The organism is Cobetia sp. PDI-23MA, assembly GCF_059507735.1.
Genome location: NZ_CM183352.1, coordinates 3,462,093 through 3,481,208 on the forward strand (window position 1 = coordinate 3,462,093; position 19,116 = coordinate 3,481,208).

The 19,116-nt window shown below is 64.7% G+C and carries 15 protein-coding genes and 1 pseudogene; 4 read left to right on the forward strand and 12 right to left on the reverse strand.

Going from position 1 to position 19,116, the window contains the following annotated elements:
* Positions 1–111: 111 nt before the first annotated feature.
* The 8 genes and pseudogenes from AC5WNJ_RS14705 to AC5WNJ_RS14740 form a co-directional block, all read right to left on the reverse strand.
* On the reverse strand, positions 112–1,356 hold the full coding sequence (locus tag AC5WNJ_RS14705; protein ID WP_495930065.1) for a tRNA nucleotidyltransferase/poly(A) polymerase-related protein: 1,245 nt from the start codon (positions 1,354–1,356) through the stop codon (positions 112–114).
* 91 nt (positions 1,357–1,447) lie between these two features.
* Complete coding sequence (gene glpE, locus AC5WNJ_RS14710; protein WP_054557228.1) at positions 1,448–1,774, reverse strand: thiosulfate sulfurtransferase GlpE; 327 nt, start codon at positions 1,772–1,774, stop codon at positions 1,448–1,450.
* A 79-nt stretch (positions 1,775–1,853) separates the two neighbouring features.
* Positions 1,854–2,693 carry a symmetrical bis(5'-nucleosyl)-tetraphosphatase gene (locus AC5WNJ_RS14715; protein ID WP_495930066.1) on the reverse strand — a complete coding sequence of 280 codons (840 nt, stop codon included), beginning with the start codon at positions 2,691–2,693 and terminating at the stop codon, positions 1,854–1,856.
* A 71-nt stretch (positions 2,694–2,764) separates the two neighbouring features.
* Positions 2,765–3,145: a Co2+/Mg2+ efflux facilitator ApaG/CorD gene (apaG, locus tag AC5WNJ_RS14720; RefSeq protein WP_043334633.1), complete on the reverse strand. Its 381-nt coding sequence runs from the start codon at positions 3,143–3,145 to the stop codon at positions 2,765–2,767.
* A gap of 185 nt (positions 3,146–3,330) precedes the next feature.
* Positions 3,331–4,119 (reverse strand): annotated as a pseudogene (gene rsmA / locus AC5WNJ_RS14725) (16S rRNA (adenine(1518)-N(6)/adenine(1519)-N(6))-dimethyltransferase RsmA); the annotation flags it as partial.
* A gap of 194 nt (positions 4,120–4,313) precedes the next feature.
* A complete protein-coding gene (pdxA, locus tag AC5WNJ_RS14730) occupies positions 4,314–5,330 on the reverse strand; it encodes a 4-hydroxythreonine-4-phosphate dehydrogenase PdxA (RefSeq protein ID WP_495930067.1) in 1,017 nt (338 codons plus the stop codon).
* Positions 5,331–5,357: 27 nt separating this feature from the next.
* Positions 5,358–6,641 carry a peptidylprolyl isomerase gene (locus AC5WNJ_RS14735; RefSeq protein ID WP_495930068.1) on the reverse strand — a complete coding sequence of 428 codons (1,284 nt, stop codon included), beginning with the start codon at positions 6,639–6,641 and terminating at the stop codon, positions 5,358–5,360.
* A gap of 82 nt (positions 6,642–6,723) precedes the next feature.
* Positions 6,724–9,108, reverse strand: coding sequence for an LPS-assembly protein LptD (locus tag AC5WNJ_RS14740; RefSeq protein WP_495931062.1), 2,385 nt, complete (start codon positions 9,106–9,108; stop codon positions 6,724–6,726).
* 381 nt (positions 9,109–9,489) lie between these two features.
* On the opposite strand from AC5WNJ_RS14740, the gene AC5WNJ_RS14745 reads away from it, so the two are divergent.
* The 4 genes from AC5WNJ_RS14745 to speD all read left to right on the forward strand — a co-directional run bounded on the left by AC5WNJ_RS14745 (position 9,490) and on the right by speD (position 13,295).
* Positions 9,490–10,740, forward strand: a complete 1,251-nt coding sequence (locus AC5WNJ_RS14745; RefSeq protein ID WP_495930069.1) for an aminoglycoside phosphotransferase family protein — start codon at positions 9,490–9,492, stop codon at positions 10,738–10,740.
* Positions 10,740–11,582, forward strand: a complete 843-nt coding sequence (locus AC5WNJ_RS14750) for a nucleotidyltransferase family protein (protein WP_495930070.1) — start codon at positions 10,740–10,742, stop codon at positions 11,580–11,582. Before AC5WNJ_RS14745 ends, AC5WNJ_RS14750 begins: the two co-directional genes overlap by 1 nt.
* 179 nt (positions 11,583–11,761) lie before the next feature.
* A complete protein-coding gene (locus AC5WNJ_RS14755; protein WP_176678480.1) occupies positions 11,762–12,187 on the forward strand; it encodes an OsmC family protein in 426 nt (141 codons plus the stop codon).
* 313 nt (positions 12,188–12,500) lie between these two features.
* Positions 12,501–13,295, forward strand: coding sequence for an adenosylmethionine decarboxylase (gene speD / locus AC5WNJ_RS14760; RefSeq protein WP_176677981.1), 795 nt, complete (start codon positions 12,501–12,503; stop codon positions 13,293–13,295).
* Between the two features lie 116 nt (positions 13,296–13,411).
* Here speD and AC5WNJ_RS14765 read toward each other — a convergent pair whose 3' ends face one another.
* The 4 genes from AC5WNJ_RS14765 to AC5WNJ_RS14780 form a co-directional block, all read right to left on the reverse strand.
* Positions 13,412–14,296 (reverse strand): ion transporter, encoded by an 885-nt coding sequence (locus AC5WNJ_RS14765; RefSeq protein WP_495930071.1) that lies wholly within the window; start codon positions 14,294–14,296, stop codon positions 13,412–13,414.
* 166 nt (positions 14,297–14,462) lie between these two features.
* Positions 14,463–15,233 (reverse strand): hypothetical protein, encoded by a 771-nt coding sequence (locus AC5WNJ_RS14770; protein WP_176677983.1) that lies wholly within the window; start codon positions 15,231–15,233, stop codon positions 14,463–14,465.
* A gap of 78 nt (positions 15,234–15,311) precedes the next feature.
* Positions 15,312–18,401, reverse strand: a complete 3,090-nt coding sequence (gene glnE / locus AC5WNJ_RS14775) for a bifunctional [glutamate--ammonia ligase]-adenylyl-L-tyrosine phosphorylase/[glutamate--ammonia-ligase] adenylyltransferase (protein WP_495930072.1) — start codon at positions 18,399–18,401, stop codon at positions 15,312–15,314.
* Between the two features lie 102 nt (positions 18,402–18,503).
* Positions 18,504–18,875 carry a diacylglycerol kinase gene (locus AC5WNJ_RS14780; RefSeq protein ID WP_043334615.1) on the reverse strand — a complete coding sequence of 124 codons (372 nt, stop codon included), beginning with the start codon at positions 18,873–18,875 and terminating at the stop codon, positions 18,504–18,506.
* Positions 18,876–19,116 lie beyond the last annotated feature (241 nt).

The window sequence follows — 19,116 nt, forward strand, 5'->3', positions numbered from 1 at the left end:
CTGCTCAAACGCACGCTCCGCCTCACAAAGCCCCCTCCTGCGGTCAGGACGCAAAAGCCCCGGCGCAGGGCCGGGGCTTTCGGGGTCATATGCTCAGCAGCGGGCAGGCGATCAGTGACTGTGTCCGCAGCCGCAATGAGGCGCGTGCACTTCCGGCATGGCCTGCCATTCGCTCAGCGCCTGCTCGATGGCCTGCTGGCGCTGCTCGCTGAGCGCACGCCCGATCTCAGCCCCTTTCAGGCCCTGTTCGACCAGAGATTGCGGCGACACCGCCGTCGCGGCTTGCCAGACGGCATTGCCCAGCCTTGCCAATCCCTTGTCCTCGACGGCCAGCAGGGCCACCAGCACCGACTGGCGCTCGCCACGCCGCCAGGCATCGACACCATCCAGCCAGGCCTTGAGATCGGCTGCGCTCACGCCACCTTCCCGCCGCGAGGCCTCGTTCAATTCCCGGCACAGACGTGCCTGCTGGGCGGCGTCACGCACGGCGCTGGGCAGGCGCAGGTCCTGCGCCAGGGCATCGATCTCATCGCGTGACAGGTGCTCCACCAGGCGCGCCATGCGCCAGCAGACCATCTCCGCCTCATCGACCAGCTGACGCGGCAGGCGATCCAGACGTGCCAGCGCCGCTGTGAGCTGTTCGGCATCGCGGGTCAGTGGCGGCATCAGCACCGCCAGCGCCCCCAGCTCATCAAGCAGCTGGAAATAGGCCTCGGGGCTGGCCTCGCCCAGCGCCTTCTCGGTCTCCTTCCAGACCCGCTCGGCCACCAGATGCGAGACCTCGCCGCTCTCGACCATGGCGACCATCATCTGCCGTGTCTCATCCGCGACCGTGAAGCCGAGCCCCTGATAGCGCGCCAGAAAGCGTGCCACGCGCAATACGCGCAGCGGGTCTTCGCTGAAGGCGCTCGAGACGTGACGCAACACGCGCGCCTCGAGATCCGTCAGGCCACCATAGGGGTCGATCACCTCACCCTGCCCCGGCGTGCTGTCGAGCGGTTCGGCCATGGCATTGATGGTCAGGTCGCGACGAATGAGGTCATCTTCCAGCGTCACATCGGGGCTGGCATGCACGCTGAAGCCGACATACCCGTGGCCGGACTTGCGCTCGGTACGCGCCAGCGCGTACTCCTCCTGGGTCTGCGGATGCAGGAAGACCGGGAAGTCCCGCCCGACCGGCCGAAAGCCCCGCGCCTGCATGTCTTCCACCGTCGCGCCCACCACCACGAAGTCGCACTCGTGCCACGGCCAACCCAGGCGCGCATCACGCACCGCGCCGCCCACGCGATAGACCTCAAGCCCGCTCAACAGGCGGTCACGCGAATCGGTCAGTGAAGAAGGCGTCGTCTGAGTCATGCGAATGTCCTTGCCCTGCGGCACGAGATACAAAGCTGAATGAGGAAAGCGAGGAAATACGACCAGTGATGGCAGTCACGTGCAGGCGGCGTCAGCTACCGCTCTCGACGTCATCACCATGCGTCAATTGGTACTGGGTAAAGCCACCGTCAAGGGAATAGACCTTCTCGAAGCCCTGCCCCGCCAGCCAGGCGGCCGCCTGCTGACTGGAATGGCCGTGATAGCAGACCACCACCAGCGGCTTGTCGCGCGGGGTGTCTTCCAGAATGGCACCGGCACTGGCGTTGTCCAGATGACGGCTGCCCGGGATACGCCCCTGCGTGAAGCTGAGCGGATCGCGGATATCGAGTACCACGAGCGACGGGTCGCGTTGGCGCCAGTCACTGAGGGTGGCGAGATCAAGATGTTCGAAACTCATGCGGACTCCGCTTGTTGAGTAAGGGGAAAGGCATTCGCCAGCGACGGCAGACCTGCTGTCACTGGCGATGTGAGGTCGCTCAGCGCGAGGACAGCGCCGGCTCGAAGACGCGCTCTTCCGTCTCGAGATTGAGCGCCGTCAGGCCACCGCCCCACACGCAGCCGGTGTCCAGCGCCTCGACATCTTGGCGCGCCGCCGGCGTCTCGCCTTCCAGAGCAGCCCAGTGACCGAACAGCAGGCGCGGCGAATCATCCCAGGCCCCTTCGGGACGCGGGTACTGGAACCAGGGGCGACATCCCTCCGGCGCGCTGTCCAGCCCTTCCTTGGCCGCGAAATCTAGTCGACCATCACTGTGCAGAAAGCGCATGCGCGTGAAGACATTGACGATGCAGCGCAGGCGCGGCGTGCCTTCGAGATCCTCCCGCCAGCGGTCCGGCGTATTGCCGTACATCTCGCCGAGAAAGCCTCGATAGTCGTCGCCCGCCAGCACGGCGTGCGCTTCGCGGGCATAACCGGCCGCCTGGTCCAGCGTCCAGCTCGGCAACACGCCGGCATGGCTCATCACCGTGCGGCGATTGCCGACCAGCGCATCCACCATCAGCGGCTGACGACGCAGCCAGTCCAGCAGTTCCTCACGGTCCGGCGCCTCGAGAATCGGCGTCAGCGTATCGGAGCGCTTGTGACGGCTGAAACCTTCGGCCACCGCCAGCAGGTGGAGGTCATGGTTGCCCAGCACCACCCGCGCATCATCGCCCAGCGACTTGACCAGACGCAGGCACTCCAGCGAGCCCGGCCCGCGATTGACCAGGTCTCCCGCAAGCCACAGCACATCGCGCCCCGGCGTGAAATCGAGGCGCTGCAACAGAAGTTCAAACTCTTGATGGCAGCCCTGCAAATCGCCAATCGCCCACTGCGTCATGCCCACTCCCTGACCGCCGTGGCGGCCTGACTTGCTGTCTTGAATACGAAACGCTGCGCCACGCGGCCACCCTAGTGAACCTGATGCGGACCGGCGAGACGGAACGGTGCGATGGCGACCTCGAAGGTGCGCGCATGGGTCGCGTCACAGAAGGTATAGGCCCCCTGCATCACGCCGACCGGCATGTCGAGCACGGCACGCGAGGTATAGCGAAAGCTCTCGCCGGGCGCGATCAGCGGCTGCTTGCCGACCACGCCCTTGCCACGCACTTCCTGCTCGTCGCCGCTGCCCTGGGTGATCTTCCAATAGCGCGCCAGCAGCTGCACGGTCTCATCCGTTCCGTTGTGCACGGTGATGGTGTAGCGGAACACGTGTCGGTTCTCGCTCGGACGACTCTCGTCGGCGCAGTACTCGGGTACGGCGTCGATACGGATGTCCGCCACGCTACTCATGCGTCGTGGTCGCTGGCGTTGCGGGCGTCGCCCTTGGCATCGTTCTCGGCATCGAGACGTTCGCCACTGTCACTATCACGATGACTATCACTGGCGCTGTCGGCTGCCGGCGCACCGTGGCCGACATTGCTGCGCGGACGCTTCTTCGGGGCCTTGTCGGCCTTGTCCACCGTCATGCCCTGCTCACTGAGGTGGTTGCTGATCATCACCAGCTCAGCGACGGTCAGCGTCTGCGGGCGACGCGAGGGATCGATGCCCAGCGCGGTCAGCTGGTCGGCATCGATGCGGCCCTTGAAGTTGTTGCGCAGCGTCTTGCGGCGCTGGGAGAAGGCCTCGCGCACGATGACGGCGAGCAGCTTCTCGTCCTTGGCCGGATGCGGCAGTTCACGGTGCGGCACCAGACGCACGATGGCGGAATCCACCTTCGGCGCCGGGAAGAAGGCGCTCGGCGGCACCAGGAACAGATTTTCCACTGCGCAGTAATACTGGGTCATCACCGACAGGCGGCCCCAGTCGGTGCCACCCGGCTCGGCGGCCAGACGCTCGACGACTTCCTTCTGCAGCATGAAGTGCATGTCGGAAATCGCGCCGCGTGCTTCCAGCAGGTGGAAGATCAGCGGGGTAGAGATGTTGTATGGCAGGTTGCCGACCACACGCAGCGCCGGGCCGTCACCGACCAGCTCCGGAAAGTCGAAGCGCAGGGCATCGCATTCATGGATCACGAAGTCCGGGTAGTTGAAGAACTGCACGCGCAGCCCCGGGATGAGGTCACGGTCCAGCTCGATGACTTCCAGCTTGCCTGCCGCTTCCAGCAGCGGGCCGGTCAAGGCACCCTGCCCCGGGCCGATCTCGACCAGGCGCTCGCCTTCCGCGGGACGAATGGCATTCACGATGCGAGAGATGACGCCAAGGTCCTGCAGAAAGTTCTGACCGAAACGCTTGCGAGCGCGATGCGCGGGGAAATGCTGGGACATGGGACTGACCTTCCTCCGGGGAATCCGTCGGGATTCCCGACAACAAGACGCCGCCATGGCCTGCAGGGACACAGGCAGACCGGGGCGGCGAGACCATCCTCGATGGTCGAATGACTGGGGTAGCGAGACGCCACGCTGTGGCGCACGCCTGACGTGCCGCCATGCGGACACGCCCGAGTGATGCGGGGATTATCTCAGGCTCGCGCGGCGGCTGCCATCTCGATGGCGACACGCACGGCCTGCAGCAGGCTGCCGACGTCGGCGCGCCCGCTACCGGCAAGGTCCAGCGCCGTGCCGTGATCCACGGAGGTACGCACGATCGGCAGGCCCAGCGTGATGTTGGCAGCCTCACCGAAGCCGGCATACTTGAGCACCGGCAGCCCCTGGTCGTGGTACATCGCCAGTACCGCATCCACGCCATCGAGATGCCGCGGCGTGAACAGGGTGTCGGCCGGCAGCGGGCCATCCAGCTGCATGCCGGTCGCGCGCAGGGCATCGAGCGTCGGGGAGATCACCTCGATCTCCTCATGCCCCAGGTGCCCGCCCTCGCCGGCATGCGGGTTGAGCCCGCATACCGCGATGCGCGGTACGGCACAGCCGAAGTAGCGCGTCAGGTCCTTGGCGAGGATCTTCATCACTCGCGTCAGGCCCTCGGGCGTGATGGCATCGGCCACCTCGCGCAGCGGCAGGTGCGTGGTGGCCAGCGCCACCCGCAGCCCGGGGCACGCCAGCATCATGACCACTTCCTCAACCCCGCAGACATCGCGCAGGTATTCGGTGTGGCCGGTGAAGCCCGCATGCCCGGCCTCGATCACGGCGGCCTTGGACAGCGGCGCCGTCACCATCGCGCTGGCATGCCCCGCCTGGCAGGCGGCGATGGCGACATCCAGCATTGCCAGCACATGATCGCCGTTGCGCGCATCGATCACGCCCGGCTCGCTGGGCACTGCCAGCGGCACCGGCCACACGGCCAGTTCACCATTGCGGGCCGGCGGCAGCGGGTCGCCTGGCGACAACTCATGCACCACCAGCGGCAAGCCCAGCAGGCGAGCACGACTGACCAGCAAGGCGGGGTCCGCCACGGCGACCAGCTGCGCGGGGAACGCTTCCGCCTGACCGGCCAGCATGACCAGCAGTTCCGGGCCGATGCCCGCTGGCTCGCCGGCGGTCAGGGCGATGATGTCGGGCGCAGTCTCTTCGCGACGATTCATGGCGGTGTCTCGCTGCTCCACTCGGACTTACCGTTCATCGAGACGGTTGTCGACGTAGGCCTCGGCACGCACCTGCTGCTGCCAGGCTTCGAGCTCATCATTGAGCTTGCGCTGGAACAGGGTCTTGCGCACCTTGTCACGCCGGCTGGAGTTGGTCACATCCTGCTGGCGACGCTCCTCGACTTCGATGATGTGGTAGCCGAAGCGGCTCTTGACCGGCTGGCTGATCTCGCCCACGTCCAGACCATTCATGGCCGTCTCGAAGGAGGAGACCGTCTGGCCCGGGCTGACCCAACCCAGCTCGCCGCCCTTGAGAGAGCTACCCTTGTCATCGCTGAATTCCTGAGCCAGCGCGGCGAAGTCCTCGCCCCCCAGCAGACGGCGGCGAATGGACTCGGCACGCTCAAGCGCCTGCTGATCGCTGAGGTTCGGGTTAGGCTGGATCAGGATGTGGCGTGCGCGCGTCTGGGAAATCAACGCCTTGCCCGCGCCACGCTTCTCGATCAGCTTGACGAGGTGATAACCGCTGGCACTGCGCAGCGGCTCGGAGACCTGACCGGCCTGCATGCTCGGGATGACATCGGCGAACACCGTCGGCAGCTCGCCGCCGGAACGCCAGCCCAGGTCACCGCCGCTCAATGCCTGACTGCCGGCCGATTCGGCGGCGGCCAGCTGGGCGAAATCGGTGCCCTGCTCGATCTGCTGGCGCAGGCTGTCGGCCTTGGCGCGCGCGGCCTTGACCTGGTCCGGCGTCGGCTCCTGGGGCAGTGCCACCAGCAGGTGGGCCAGATGGTACTGGACGTCGCTGCCGACATTCTGCTGATTGAGATAGCGGTCTATCTCACGATCGGAGATCCGCACCCGACTGGCGACGCTGCGCTGCTGGATCTGCTGCACCAGCAGCTCACGACGCACCTGATCACGCACCTGGGCCAGTGACATGCCGTCCTGCTCGAGCTTGTCCGCGAAGGCTTCCAGGCTCATGCCGTTGTCCTTGGCGATGCCGCGCAGGGTGGCGTTGAGCTGGGTGTCATCGATGCTGAGATTGGCCTGCTCCGCCAACTGCAGCTGAATCTGCTCGTTGACCATACGATCAAGAACCTGACGCTCCAGCACGTCGCGCGGCGGCAGGTTGATGCCACGGCTCTGCAACTGCTGACTCGCCTGGGTGACGCGCTGCTCCATGTCGCTTTGCATGATGGCGTCCTTGTTGACCACGGCAACCACGCGGTCGAGCAACTCGGCGGCACCGGCCGGCAGACTCGCCAGCACAAATGCCAGCCCCAGCGGGGCAATCAGGGTCTTGCGCATCACATGTTCTCTCGGCGTAAAAATGTTGATGGCGCCGCCCTGCGGCGGCGCCTTGGCGTCATTCACGGCCTGGCGCGGCGACTCAGAAGCCCGCGTTGCGATAGCCCGGTACAGCCTGCTCCAGGTAGCTGTCAGCACTCTGGCCAACGCCTCCCAAACCCTTGAATTCAAAGGTCAGGAAGATGCCATTCTTCTCTTCGTCATCCGAGATGGTGTTGGCGGTGTCGTTGTCATCCTGCCATTCACGCCAGGTGACCTGCACGCCGTAGCAGCAATCGTTGTACTGCACGCCCAACACCTTCTCCAGTGAACGGGAATTGGTGCTGTCATACATGTAGCGGCCCAGTAGCGACCAGCTCTCGCTCATCGGCGTCGCGAAGGAGAAATCCCACTCGTTGCGGGTATAGCCCAGCACGTCATCCGCGTCCTCATCGTCGTAAGGCACGAAGCCTTCGATCTCACGATTGAAGCCAAAGTTCAGTACCGTGCCTTGTTCCGCGCGATAACGCAGCGAGGTCTGGGCACTTTCGGTCACGCCACGATCGAAATCCTGGAACACGGCCTGGGAGGCGGTCCACTGGTCGTTGAGCACCACATCGGCCTGGAAGACCACCGGCGAGCGGTCACGCGTCGCACGATAGTAGTCGGAGTAGCTGTCGAAGTCGGAGCGTGAGGTCTTGTCCGGATCACCGTCCATGTCGATGTTGCGGTCCGACAGATAGCTCGACTGGCCGACCCCCAGCTTGAGGCGTTCACGGCCGCTTTCATCGCTGATGAAGCGCGACGACACGCCGTAGGAGACCTTGTTGGTATCGCCGACGCGGTCACCCCCGCTGAAGCGGTACGGAGACCACAGCTGATTCCAGCTGAAGGCGTCTTCCGAGGTGTCGAAGTCGGGTAGATCGGACTGGTCGACCTCTGGCACATAGGCGTAGTAGAGGCGCGGTTCCAGTGTCTGGGTATAGCCATCGCCGAACCATTCGGTCTCGCGATCGAAGATCAGGCCGCTGTCCAGTGACAGCACCGGGATGGTGGCGGACGGGCTGGTGCTGCGGTCCGTCTCGCGGTCACCGTAATCCAGGCTATATGACAGGCTGACCAGCTGGGCGCGCGGCTCAATGAAGCTCCAGCTCAGATCCCTACGCCAGCCCAGTGCCGGCGCCAGACGCAGGCGCGAACCATTGGCAGCCTGGTCTTCGTCGATATCGGTATCCGTCTCATCGACATCACGCCAGAAGTATGTCGCGTTGGAATTCCACTCTTCGTAGAAGCCGTTGGACTGACTCCAGCGACCATTCGCGGTCAGGCTCGGCAGACGGTAGAACGGCTTGTCATCGTTATCCAGCGGGTAGTCCATGCGCTGGTAGCCCTGCGCCTTGAACTGCAGGTCCCAGGCATCGCCGTGGTAATCGAGCTGTGCCAGACGCTCGAGGCTATCGGTTTCCGTTTCCCCGAAGTTGCGCCCGAAATCATCGAAATAATTGCCATCGGAGGCGGCACCGTACTTCAACTGGTAGTCGGTACGGGCGTCATAGCGGCCAGCATGCTGGTAGTTGATGTACCAGCGGTCCTCGCCGATCAGGTCTTCCTCGTCATCGTCGGGGTCGCTTCCGCCGTCGTCATCGGCGAGCCAGGCGCCCTCGATGCTGCCTTCATCGCCACGCGGCAATAGATAGCGGAACTCGCCTTCCAGCATCTCGCCACGCTCGGAGATGTAACGCGGCGTGAGGGTGGCATCGTAATTGGGGGCCAGATTCAGGTAGATCGGCTGTGCGTAGTCGAAGCCGCTGGAGCTGGTGTAGCTGAACTGCGGCCACAGCAGGCCCGTGTGGCGCCGGTCATCGACCGGGAAGCGCACGTAGGGCCAGTAGAAGACCGGCACGCCGCCCATTTCCATGCGCGCATGCTTGGCCGTCCCCCACCCGGAGTCCTGATCGATGGTGATGTCGCTGCCGACCAGGCGCCACAGGCTGTTGCCCGGCTCGCAGGAGGTGAAGCTGGCATCCTTCAGGCGGTAGCGGCCATCCTCGAGACGCGCCAGCTGCACCGCATCGCCGCGCACATGCTGCTCGTGAAAGACGTAGTGGCCGTTGTCGACGCTGGCCGCATCGCTGTTGAGCGAGACCCGCGCATCGTCGCCACGCAGCAGGACTCCGGGCTGGCGATAGGTGACAGGGCCCTTGGCGGTGGCGGTGTCACGCGCCTCGTTGACGCTGACCTCGGGCGATTCCAGCTGGGAATCGCCGCGGCGCAGCACCACCTCCCCCATCAGGGTGGCGACGCCATCGTTGCCGTAGTTGGCCTTGTCGGCCGAGGTCGTGACCTGCTCCGGCGTGTCGCCCGCCTCGATACGGTAGGCCGGCGTGACATAGCGCCCGGAGCACAGCTGGCCCTGCGGCACCTCATCATAGGGCTGCCAATCGAGCTGACTGGCTGACAGGGGCTCGGGCGGCGCGGCCTGTGCCATCAGAGGAGCGCCGGCGGCCAGTGGCGCCAGGGTCCACAACAGACGAAAAACCAGTGGCTTGAGCTGCCAGACCGGGCGGCCATCGCCCAATCGGGCTGTCGATACCTGCCGGGAATGAGCAGACAGAGAGAGAGTCGCGACGCGACGCTGACGTCGCCCGGGAGCGGTCATCGGCTTGCCCGGATGGGATGAATGGCTGCGCTGGGCCATGGCTGCTCTGTGTCCTTGGCTGGGGGAATCGGTATTATACAGGCCCAGCAACCGGCCTTCCTGCTTGCCGGTTCCGCCTGCCTTCTCGTCACCACACGACAGCATGCGGGGCCGCGGCACAGGCGTCAACTGACAGCCGGCCCCGCACACGCCGACAGGAGCCCAAGCCCCATGACATCCGACGCCCGCCGCCAGGCGCTGCACGCCTGGGCCGCCGCCCGCCACGACCTCACGCCAGAGGCCGTGCGCATGAGCGCCGTGGCTGACGACGCCAGCTTCCGCCGCTATTTCCGCCTGCATCTCGAGGAACTCGACCCGACCACGCCGGCGCGCATCCTGATGGATGCTCCGCCCGAGAAGGAAGACAGCCACGGCTTCGTCGCCATCGCCCGCCAATGGCGTGACGCCGGCCTGCCGCTGCCCGAGGTCTTCGCCTTCGACGAGTCGCTTGGCTTCCTGGAGCTGGAAGACCTCGGCGACATCCCGCTGATGACCGCCCTGACCAGCACCGAGCACGCCGACCACTACTATGGCGAAGCCATCGGGCTACTCGAGCAGCTGCATCAGCTGCCACCCGGCAACCTGCCTGCCTATGACGACACCCGGCTGTCCGCCGAGCTGGAGCTGTTTCCGGAGTGGTGTCTCGGCCAGCTGCTCGACATGCCACATGACCGCCGCTACGCCGCCTGGGGCAAGCTGACTGACCAATTGCTCGCGGCCGCCAGCGCGCAACCGGTGGTGAGCGTGCATCGCGACTTCCATGCCCAGAACCTGTTCCTGCATCAGTCGGCATCTCAGCACCAGCCCCGGCTGTGGATCATCGACTTCCAGGACGCCGTCAGCGGCCCCGAGAACTATGACCTGATCTCGCTGCTGCGTGACCGTCACTGGCGATGGCCGGAACCCGCCATGGCGCGCTGGATCGAGCAGGCACGCCTGGCCGCCTTGCCACGCTACGCCGCGGCCGGCTTGCCGGCACCAAGCCCGCTCGAGTACCGCCAGGGCGTCGAGCGCATGGGCGTGCAGCGCAATCTCAAGATTCTCGGCATCTTCGCGCGCCTGACGCTGCGGGACGCCAAACCCCGCTACCTGACGCTGATGCCGCGCTTCCTCGGCCATCTGCGCGAAGGCCTGGCCTTCTGCCCGGAACTGATCTCCTTCACCCACTGGCTGGATGAGGTGTTGACGCCGGCGCTGTCGCTGCGCCTGGCCGAGGAATGCGAGGCGCGCGATCTGCGTCTCGCCAATGGCGAGCGCCCCGAGATCAACCTCGATGATTACGATGAGCTGGCGGCACTCGCCGATCGCGCCGCCCGCCTGCAGCGCAATGCGGCCGCCGCTGACACCGCGAAGAGTGCTGCGGCAAGTGGGGAAAGCAAGAGAAGCGCAGCAAATGCCGATAACCAGCCGGGGAGCCACTGATGCGCGCGATGATTCTGGCGGCCGGTTTCGGCACGCGCATGCGCCCGCTGACCGACCACACCCCCAAGCCGTTGCTGGAAGTCGCCGGGCTGCCGTTGCTGGAGCACCATCTACTGCGTCTGGAAGCGATCGATGTGGACAAGGTCGTCATCAATGTGGGCCACCTGGCCGGCAGGATTCTGAGCCACTTCGCCGCGAAGCCGAATGCCCAGGGCCAGCTCGAGGCTTGCTGGCAGGGGCGCAAGCGCTCCCTGACACTAATCTTCTCACACGAGAAGACGCCACTGGAAACCGGCGGCGGCATCGCTCGCGCCCTGTCACTCTCCGATGCGTTGACGCAGGACGCAGGCGATGACACGCCCTTCCTGCTGATCAATGGCGATGTCTGGTGTGACATCGACCTCACGCTGCTGACCATCCAGGCGCTGGCGAGCCATTCACTGGCTCCGCACGCCGACCAGCCGCAGGCGCTGGCGGGGCTGGTGCTGGTGGACAACCCGCCGCACCATCCTCAGGGCGACTTCCTGCTCACCCCGACGGGGATAGTGAAGGATGAAGTCTGCGCCGAGCGCGACGAACAGGGCGAGAAAGACGTGCAGACCGGCAGCCGCCTGACCTTCTCCGGTGTGTCGTGGCTTTCCCCCCACCTGATTCGCCGCGCCATCGCCGAGACACCGGCCTATCAGGCGCCCGACAGCGTCTTCAAGCTGGCGCCGCTGCTGCGCGAGGCCATGCAGCAAGGCGAGGTGCGCGGCCTGCATCATCGCGGCGCCTGGATCGATGTCGGCACCCCACAGCGTCTGGCCGAGCTGGATGAGCTGCTGAGTCACGCCAGGGCCTGAGCCAACGCGATATAAGCTCAGCGCTGGACGTTCCTCCGGGCACGTCGATGACAATGCTACCCTGTGCGCCATCATGCTCACCGCACCCTTATGCCTATAGCCCCTGGCCTTATATAGCCACTAGCTCCGGGCCGGTGGCGCATCAACGACTTATCAGAAGGAGAAGTTCCGACATGGCAATGAACGCCAGCATCAAATGGACCGATGGTCGCCAGTTCCTCGCCGAATCCGGCAGCGGCCACAGCGTGGTCATGGACGGCAATCCGGACAACGGCGGCCGCAACACCGGGCCGCGTCCGATGGAAATGCTGTTGATGGGGCTGGGCGGCTGCACCAGCTTCGATGTCATCCAGATTCTGGAAAAGGCCCGCCAGCAGGTCACCGACTGCCACGCCGAACTGAGCGCCGAGCGCGCCGATAGCGTGCCGAGTGTATTCACGAAGATTCACGTCAAGTTCGTGGTCAGCGGTCGCAACCTCAAGGAATCCCAGGTCAAGCGTGCCGTCGAGCTGTCCGCCGAGAAGTACTGCAGCGCCTCCCTGATGCTGAGCGCCGGGGGTGTCGAGATCACTCACTCCTACGAAGTCATCGACATCGCGGCCTGATCACGCCTGGCCCTCCCGCCGCTCAAGGCCCCGCCAACGGCGGGAGGGAGCGCACCACTGACGACGACTCGCCAGGATCGGCGGGAATTGACGCTGGCGTGTCAGCCCTGCCTGTGCATAATACGCCCCTCAAACCGGTCGTCTCACCGGTCGTCTCGTGGCAAGGATGGTACGCAATGCTCCCTGTGAGTCATGCTGCCAGCGGCCGGGACGGACCTTTCGAGATGTCCTCTTCGGCCCGATGCTAGCCTCTGCCCCATTGCGATGGCGCATCGGATGTCATACCACCCTCCCATCTCAAGGAGGCCTGGACGTGAGCGATCAACTCCGCCTTCACGGGTTCAACAACCTCACCAGTTCGTTGAGCTTCAATATCTACGACATCTGCTACGCGCAGACCGAAGAGCAGCGCACGGCGTATATCGATTATATCGATGAGCTCTACAATGCCGAGCGTCTTACCCAGATCCTCAAGGATGTCACCAACATCATCGGTGCCCACGTGCTGAACATCGCACGCCAGGATTATGAGCCGCATGGTGCCAGCGTGACCATCCTGATCGCCGAGCACGAGCTGGAAGAGCAGGACGTGTCCCAGACCGCGCCGGGCCCGGGCCCGCTGCCGGAAACGGTCGTCGGCCATCTGGACAAGTCTCACGTCACGGTACACACCTATCCCGAGTCCCACCCGGACAACGGCATCAGCACCTTCCGTCTGGATATCGATGTCTCGACCTGTGGCATGATCAGCCCGCTGAAGGCGCTGAACTATCTGATCCACAGCTTCGATTCCGATATCGTGACCATGGACTACCGCGTACGTGGCTTCACGCGCGACGTGGATGGCAAGAAACTGTTCATCGATCACGACATCACCTCCATCCAGGATTACCTGGCGGAAGACACCAAGCGTGCCTATCAGATGGTCGATGTGAACGTGTATCAAGAGAACATGTTCCACACCAAGATGCTGCTCAAGGACTTCGAGCTGGACAACTACCTCTTCGGCACCTCGCGTCGCGAGCTGACCTTCGAGGAAGCCACCAACATCGAAGGTCGTCTGCGTCGTGAAATGCTCGAGATATTCTACTCGCGCAACTTCGGCTGAGCGTCATCTACATCATGCGCGGCGCAGCGCCCTGCTTGTCCGACGCCTGATGACAGTCCGAAAAAAGCCCCTGACACCTCACGGTGCCAGGGGCTTCTTGTTGGCTGTCTGGCGACTCAGCGCTCGCCAGCGGGGCCCTCCCCGTCTGGCGGGGCGGCATCCCCCAGGCGCTGTTCCATCTCCTCATTCACCTGGCGCTGCAGCGCCTCACGGTGGCGCTCACGCTCGACAAGCGACTCGCCCCGCTCCTGAGCGACCTGATCCAGCCGTTCTCGCAACTCGCGCACCTCCGTCGTCAGCTCGCTGATCTGATGATAGAGCGCCCGCGTCATGTCGCGCTGGGCACGCGCCGCCCGGGCCTCCTGCTCGCTGTCATCCTCGATGAAGATCGAGCCGATATAGGCGGCGAAACTCCCGAACAGCCCCACGCCCCCGACCATCAACAGCACCGCCACGACGCGACCGAGCGTCGTGATGGGATAGTAGTCGCCATAGCCGACGGTGGTCACCGTCACCACCGCCCACCACAGCGCCTCCTCGGCGGTATTGATGGGACTGTCAGGATTGGGGGTCTCCACCATCAGCATGGTCAGGGCGCCGAACACCACCAGCAGCACCGTGGCGGTGGCCGCCGAGGCGAAGACTCCCTCGGCTCGGTTGCGGAACAGCAGCTTCCAGATCATTTCCATCGACTTGATGGCGCGCAGCACCCGCAGTACCTGCACCACGCGAAACAGCCTCGCGCCCTGGAAGAGCCCCGCCGGGATACAGGCCAGCAGGTCGATCCAGCCCCACTTCATGTACTCGCGCTTGCTCTTGGCACTGGCGAAGCGCTTGCAGAAATCGATGAAGAAGAACAGGCAGACCACGTAGTCCATGTACTCCAGCAGCCGCTGGACCTGCGGTGACAACTCAAAGACAAGGTCCACCACCATGGCGCCGATCACATAGATCGACAGCACCAGGATGAACAACTGAAAGGGCGTGACGCGTTCCTGCATCCGAGGGTTCTCCGTGAATGGGCTCTGCAAAGCCTACCCCATCCTCGACACCCTGACAGTGTGAAGACACCGCTGTCATGCTTACGATGATGCATGCGCCCGGTGATTCGTGCGACCGGGACTTCATGCATCCGATGGTTCATGCATTAGCTTCATGCGCCCGCATTCACGAAGCCTTGTTGCGCGACTCCTCGTCACTCGGGGGCTGGAAGGTGGACTGCTCGCTGATGTCTTCCCCACTGATGCGCTCCAAAAGCTTGCGCAACTTGTGACGCTGCCTGCGTGATGACAGGCGATTGGAATCCCAGCGCTCCGGTACCAGCGCACATTCTCCACCGGCATCGTGCAGACGGAAGGCACGCTCGACGCCGATCGGGTGGTCCTCACTGCCGTAGATGCCAATGATGCGCAGTGTCAGACGCTGGAATTTCAGTTGCTCATTGCTGGGCCAGTGCCCCTCGAGCGAGATGCCATTGCGGCGCGCCATGCGCTCGATGACTTCAGAGAAAGTCCCGATATGCAGGAAGTCGCCCGAGCCCAGCGGCCCCTGACGCGTGGTATCGGAGATGCGCCATTCACTGCTGCTGGAAGCCTCCTGCGCGGACTGCTCACTCTCATCGTTCTGCGCATCCTTGCGCTGCTCGTCACCTACCTGGTAACTGCGCTCGAACTCGGTGACATCCATCAGCAGGCTGCCGTGACTGGTATCCAACCTGGCGATGATGTGCTCGATGAAGATCGATTCGGCACTCATGTTGCTGACGATGCACAGACTGTCGATGCCCTTGGACTTGCCGCGATTGATCAGCACGCGCGGGCGACGCTGGCGACGGAAGTTGTGATACAGCAACTGCGCATAGACCAGCCAGATGAAGAACGAGCCGATACTGGCTATCGCCGAGATGGTTTTCGAGTGATTCGCGATCCACTCCATCATGCTGACCTCCCCTGTCAACGTTGTCTGATGCCCCTTTCTTGGGGATAGCGACAGGGGATTGCGAGCATTGATTTGACGTTAAACTCCCTCGTGACCGACCTGATCTTCGCCCAGCAGTGACTGCCAGAGGGTGATGACCCGCTCACGGTGGGCAGCAATCAGCGGGTGCTGCTCCAGCCGCATCAGGCTGCCGTGCTTTTCCAGCGCCAGGCGATGGCTGACATCGCGATAGGCCAGATAGGCCTCGCGCAGCTCACCGGCCTGCTCACCCGGCAGCCGTCCGCAGGACTCGAGGGTTTCCAGCAGTCGCATGTTGTCGCTCCACTCGAGCAGAGCAGGCACCTGATGACTCAGCGCCAGCACGCAGTACTGGGCGAGAAACTCGATGTCGACGATGCCGCCGGCGTCCTGCTTGAGATGGAACTGGCCGGCCTCGCGGTCCCTGGCGCTGCTGCCCAGATGATCACGCATCTTGTGGCGCATGGCGATCACCTCCTGACGCAGCGTCTTCTCGTCACGCTGCTGACCGAGCACCTCACGGCGCACCTCCTCGAAGGCCAGCGCCAGCGCCGGATCCCCCGCCACGGCCCGCGCGCGTACCAGCGCCTGATGCTCCCAGGTCCAGGCTTGCGTGAGCTGATAGTCCCGGAAGGCCGCCAGACTCGAGACCAGCAGCCCCGAATTGCCTGAGGGGCGCAGGCGCATGTCGACCTCGTAGAGCGCACCGGCCGGCGTCACTGCCGTCAGCAGGTGGATGATGCGCTGCCCCAGTCGCGTGAAGAACAGCGGGTTGTCCAGCGGCCGCGGGCCATCCGTCTGGCCCTTGCTGGCCGCATCATGCAGGAAGACGAGATCCAGATCCGAGCCATAGCCCAGCTCGATGCCGCCCAGCTTGCCGTAGCCGACGATCACGAAGCTGCCACTCAGGCTGTCGCCGGTGATCGGCTGGCCATCGCGTCCGATGGGGAAGCCATGCTTGCGGGTCAGGGTCTTCCACGCCATCGCCAGCACCTGTTCCAGCACCACCTCGGCGATGAAGGTCAGATAGTCGCTGACCTTCATCAGCGGGCGGGCACCGGCGATATCGGAGGCCGCCACGTGTAAAACCTGGGCATGGCGGAACACCCGCAAGGCCTCGAGCAGCGCCTCTTCATCATCCTCCGGAATGCGAGACAATGCGGTGCGCAGCTCATCGGCGAGGCGCGTCTTGTCGGCGGGTGAATAGAGGTTGTGGGGATGCAGCAGCTCGTCAAGCAACACCGGATAACGCGCCAGCTGTTCGGCGATCCAGGGGCTTGCCGCACACAGGCGCATCAACTGCGTCAGCGCATCCGGATTCTCGCGCAGCAGCGCCAGATAGGCCGTCCGCCGCAATACCGCCTCGACCAGCGGCAAGACGCGCTCCAGCACTCGGCTGGCATCGTGCTCGGCGGGCTTCTCGGGGTCGCCCGCCGCCGAGCACAGCGCCTGCAGCAATGGCGGCATCAGTGCATCGAGGCGATCAAAGCCGATGCGCTGCATGCCCTGCACCGCACGCGACCGCCGCAGGCTATCGAGACGGCGGAAACTCTCGGCCGCACTCTTGAAGCCGCTCTCGGCGAGCAGTGCCTCGCCCTCCTCCGCCGTCAGCTCGCCGCGCCACAGCGCTCGCCACTCATCCAGCGCCTGCTGGCCTTCGCCCTGCTCGGCCTCGTCGTCTTCCGGCGCGGCGATCACGTTGTCGAAGTGATGGCGGATGCGCATACGCACCTCTTCCAGACGCGCGGTGAGTGCCTCCCAATCGGGCAGTTTCATGGCCAGGGCGAGACGCTCTCGGCCCAGCGGATCCAACGGCAATGTCTGGGTCTGACGGTCGGCCTGGGCCTGCAGGGCGTGCTCGAGATCGCGCAGGAAGACGTAATCCGGCACCAGCTCATCTACGACCGCCTGCGGCAGCAAGCCCAGGGCTGGCAGGCGCGCAAAGGCCTGCTTGAGCGAGGTAACCTGCAATTCCGACTCACGCCCGCCCCGAATCAGCTGGAAGGCCTGGGCGACGAACTCCACCTCGCGAATGCCGCCGGAGCCGAGCTTGATGTTGTCGGACAGCCCGCGCCGTTTGACCTCGCGGTTGATCATCGCCTTCATCTCGCGCAGCGACTCGATGGCACCGAAATCCAGATACTTGCGATAGACGAAGGGGCGCAGGTGCGCGATCAGGCGCTCGCCGGCAGCGACGCTGCCTGCCACCGGGCGCGCCTTGAGCATCGCGTAACGCTCCCATTCGCGGCCCTGATCCTGATAGTAGCTGGCCAGCATCGAGAAACTGCCGACCAGAGGCCCGCCGTCCCCCAGCGGACGCAGCCGCATGTCGACGCGAAACACGAAGCCATCGGCGGTCATCGCGTCCAGCGCGGCAATCAGCTTCTGGCCGAGACGCGTGAAATATTCCTGATGATCCAGAGACTTGCGGCCACCGGATGTCTCGCCCTTGTCGGGAAAGGCGAAGATCAGGTCGATATCGGAGGAGAGGTTGAGCTCGCCGGCGCCCAGCTTGCCCATGCCGAGCACCACCAGCCGCTGCGGCTCGCCGAAGCGGTCCGGCGCGGGGCGGCCATAACGCAGCTCAAGCGAGGCTTCCAGCCAGCCAAGCGCGCCCTCGAGAGTGACTTCGGCGAGGCGCGAGACCGCCGCCGCGGTCTGCCACATTTGGGCGCCGTTGAGGTCGCGCCACACGATGCCCAGCATGCGCAGCTGGCGGAAGCGCCGCAGCACCTGCTGCATCGCCTTCTCGTCTTCGGCGCTGGCGAGGCCGGCGGCGAGACGCTCAGTGAGCTGGGCGACCGGCAAGGCGCGCTCCAGCTCGCCACTCTCGAGCAGCTCGGACAGCAGTTCTGGGCGACGGCACAGCGTCTCCAGCGCGAAGTCGGAGAGCGTGATCAGACGTCCCAGCTGGCTGCGCTGACGCTCATCGAGGGCCAGGAAGGTCGCTAGCGGAGAGCTGTCATCGTCACGTATCTCGCTGAGATTCTCAGCCTGGGTCAGGCTCTCTTCGAGATGCTCCTGCGCGGCGTGCAGGGCGCTCTCGAGCGTGGCACGGCTGTCAGCCGACTGCTCGGCCAGCAGCGATGACGGTGCAAGGAAATCAGCGGGCAACAGTGGGCGGGACTGCGCGGGGGATGGCTGGGGCATGGTCGTCTCCTTCGATCCAGCCCTCAGCATAACGGAGGCCGCAGGCACATGACACGGCCCTGCCCGCCGCCCCTTTCATTGATGTGGTCGGGGCTTGGGCACTCAGCCGAACAGCTTGTCGTAGAGCAGGGTGCCCCAGGTCAGGCCAGCGAAGATCAGGCTGATCATGACCGCCGCCGAGCCCATGTCCTTGGCGCGCCCGGACAGTTCATGGAATTCCGGGCCGATGCGGTCAATCGCGGATTCCACCGCCGAGTTGAGCAGTTCGACCATCAGCACGATCAGCGTGGAACCGACCAGCAGCAGCCATTCGACATGCGAGTCACCGATCCACCAGGCAAACGGCAGCAGCAAGGCGCACAGCACGATCTCCTGGCGGAAGGCCTCTTCGTTGCTCCAGGCGGCCTTGAGGCCCTTGAGCGAGTAACGCGCGGAATGCTTGAGATGGGTCAAGCCGGTATGCCGTGATTTCATCTTCGGGTCTCGTACAGAAGCAGCACGGAGGCTGCAAAGGCCGATCTTTCAATCGGACGACGTCTGCCAGCAACGCGCCTCGGGAGAGCTCGCAGCACACCGGCCAGCGACAGCGCAGCGCTGCCTGCGCGAATTTCACGACCAAAGGCTACCCGAGACCTCATCGACGGGCGTGCTCTAATACCGCCAGGCGCTCGATGACGGCGGCGATGATAGCAAAGCACGCGCTGAAGCGGCATTG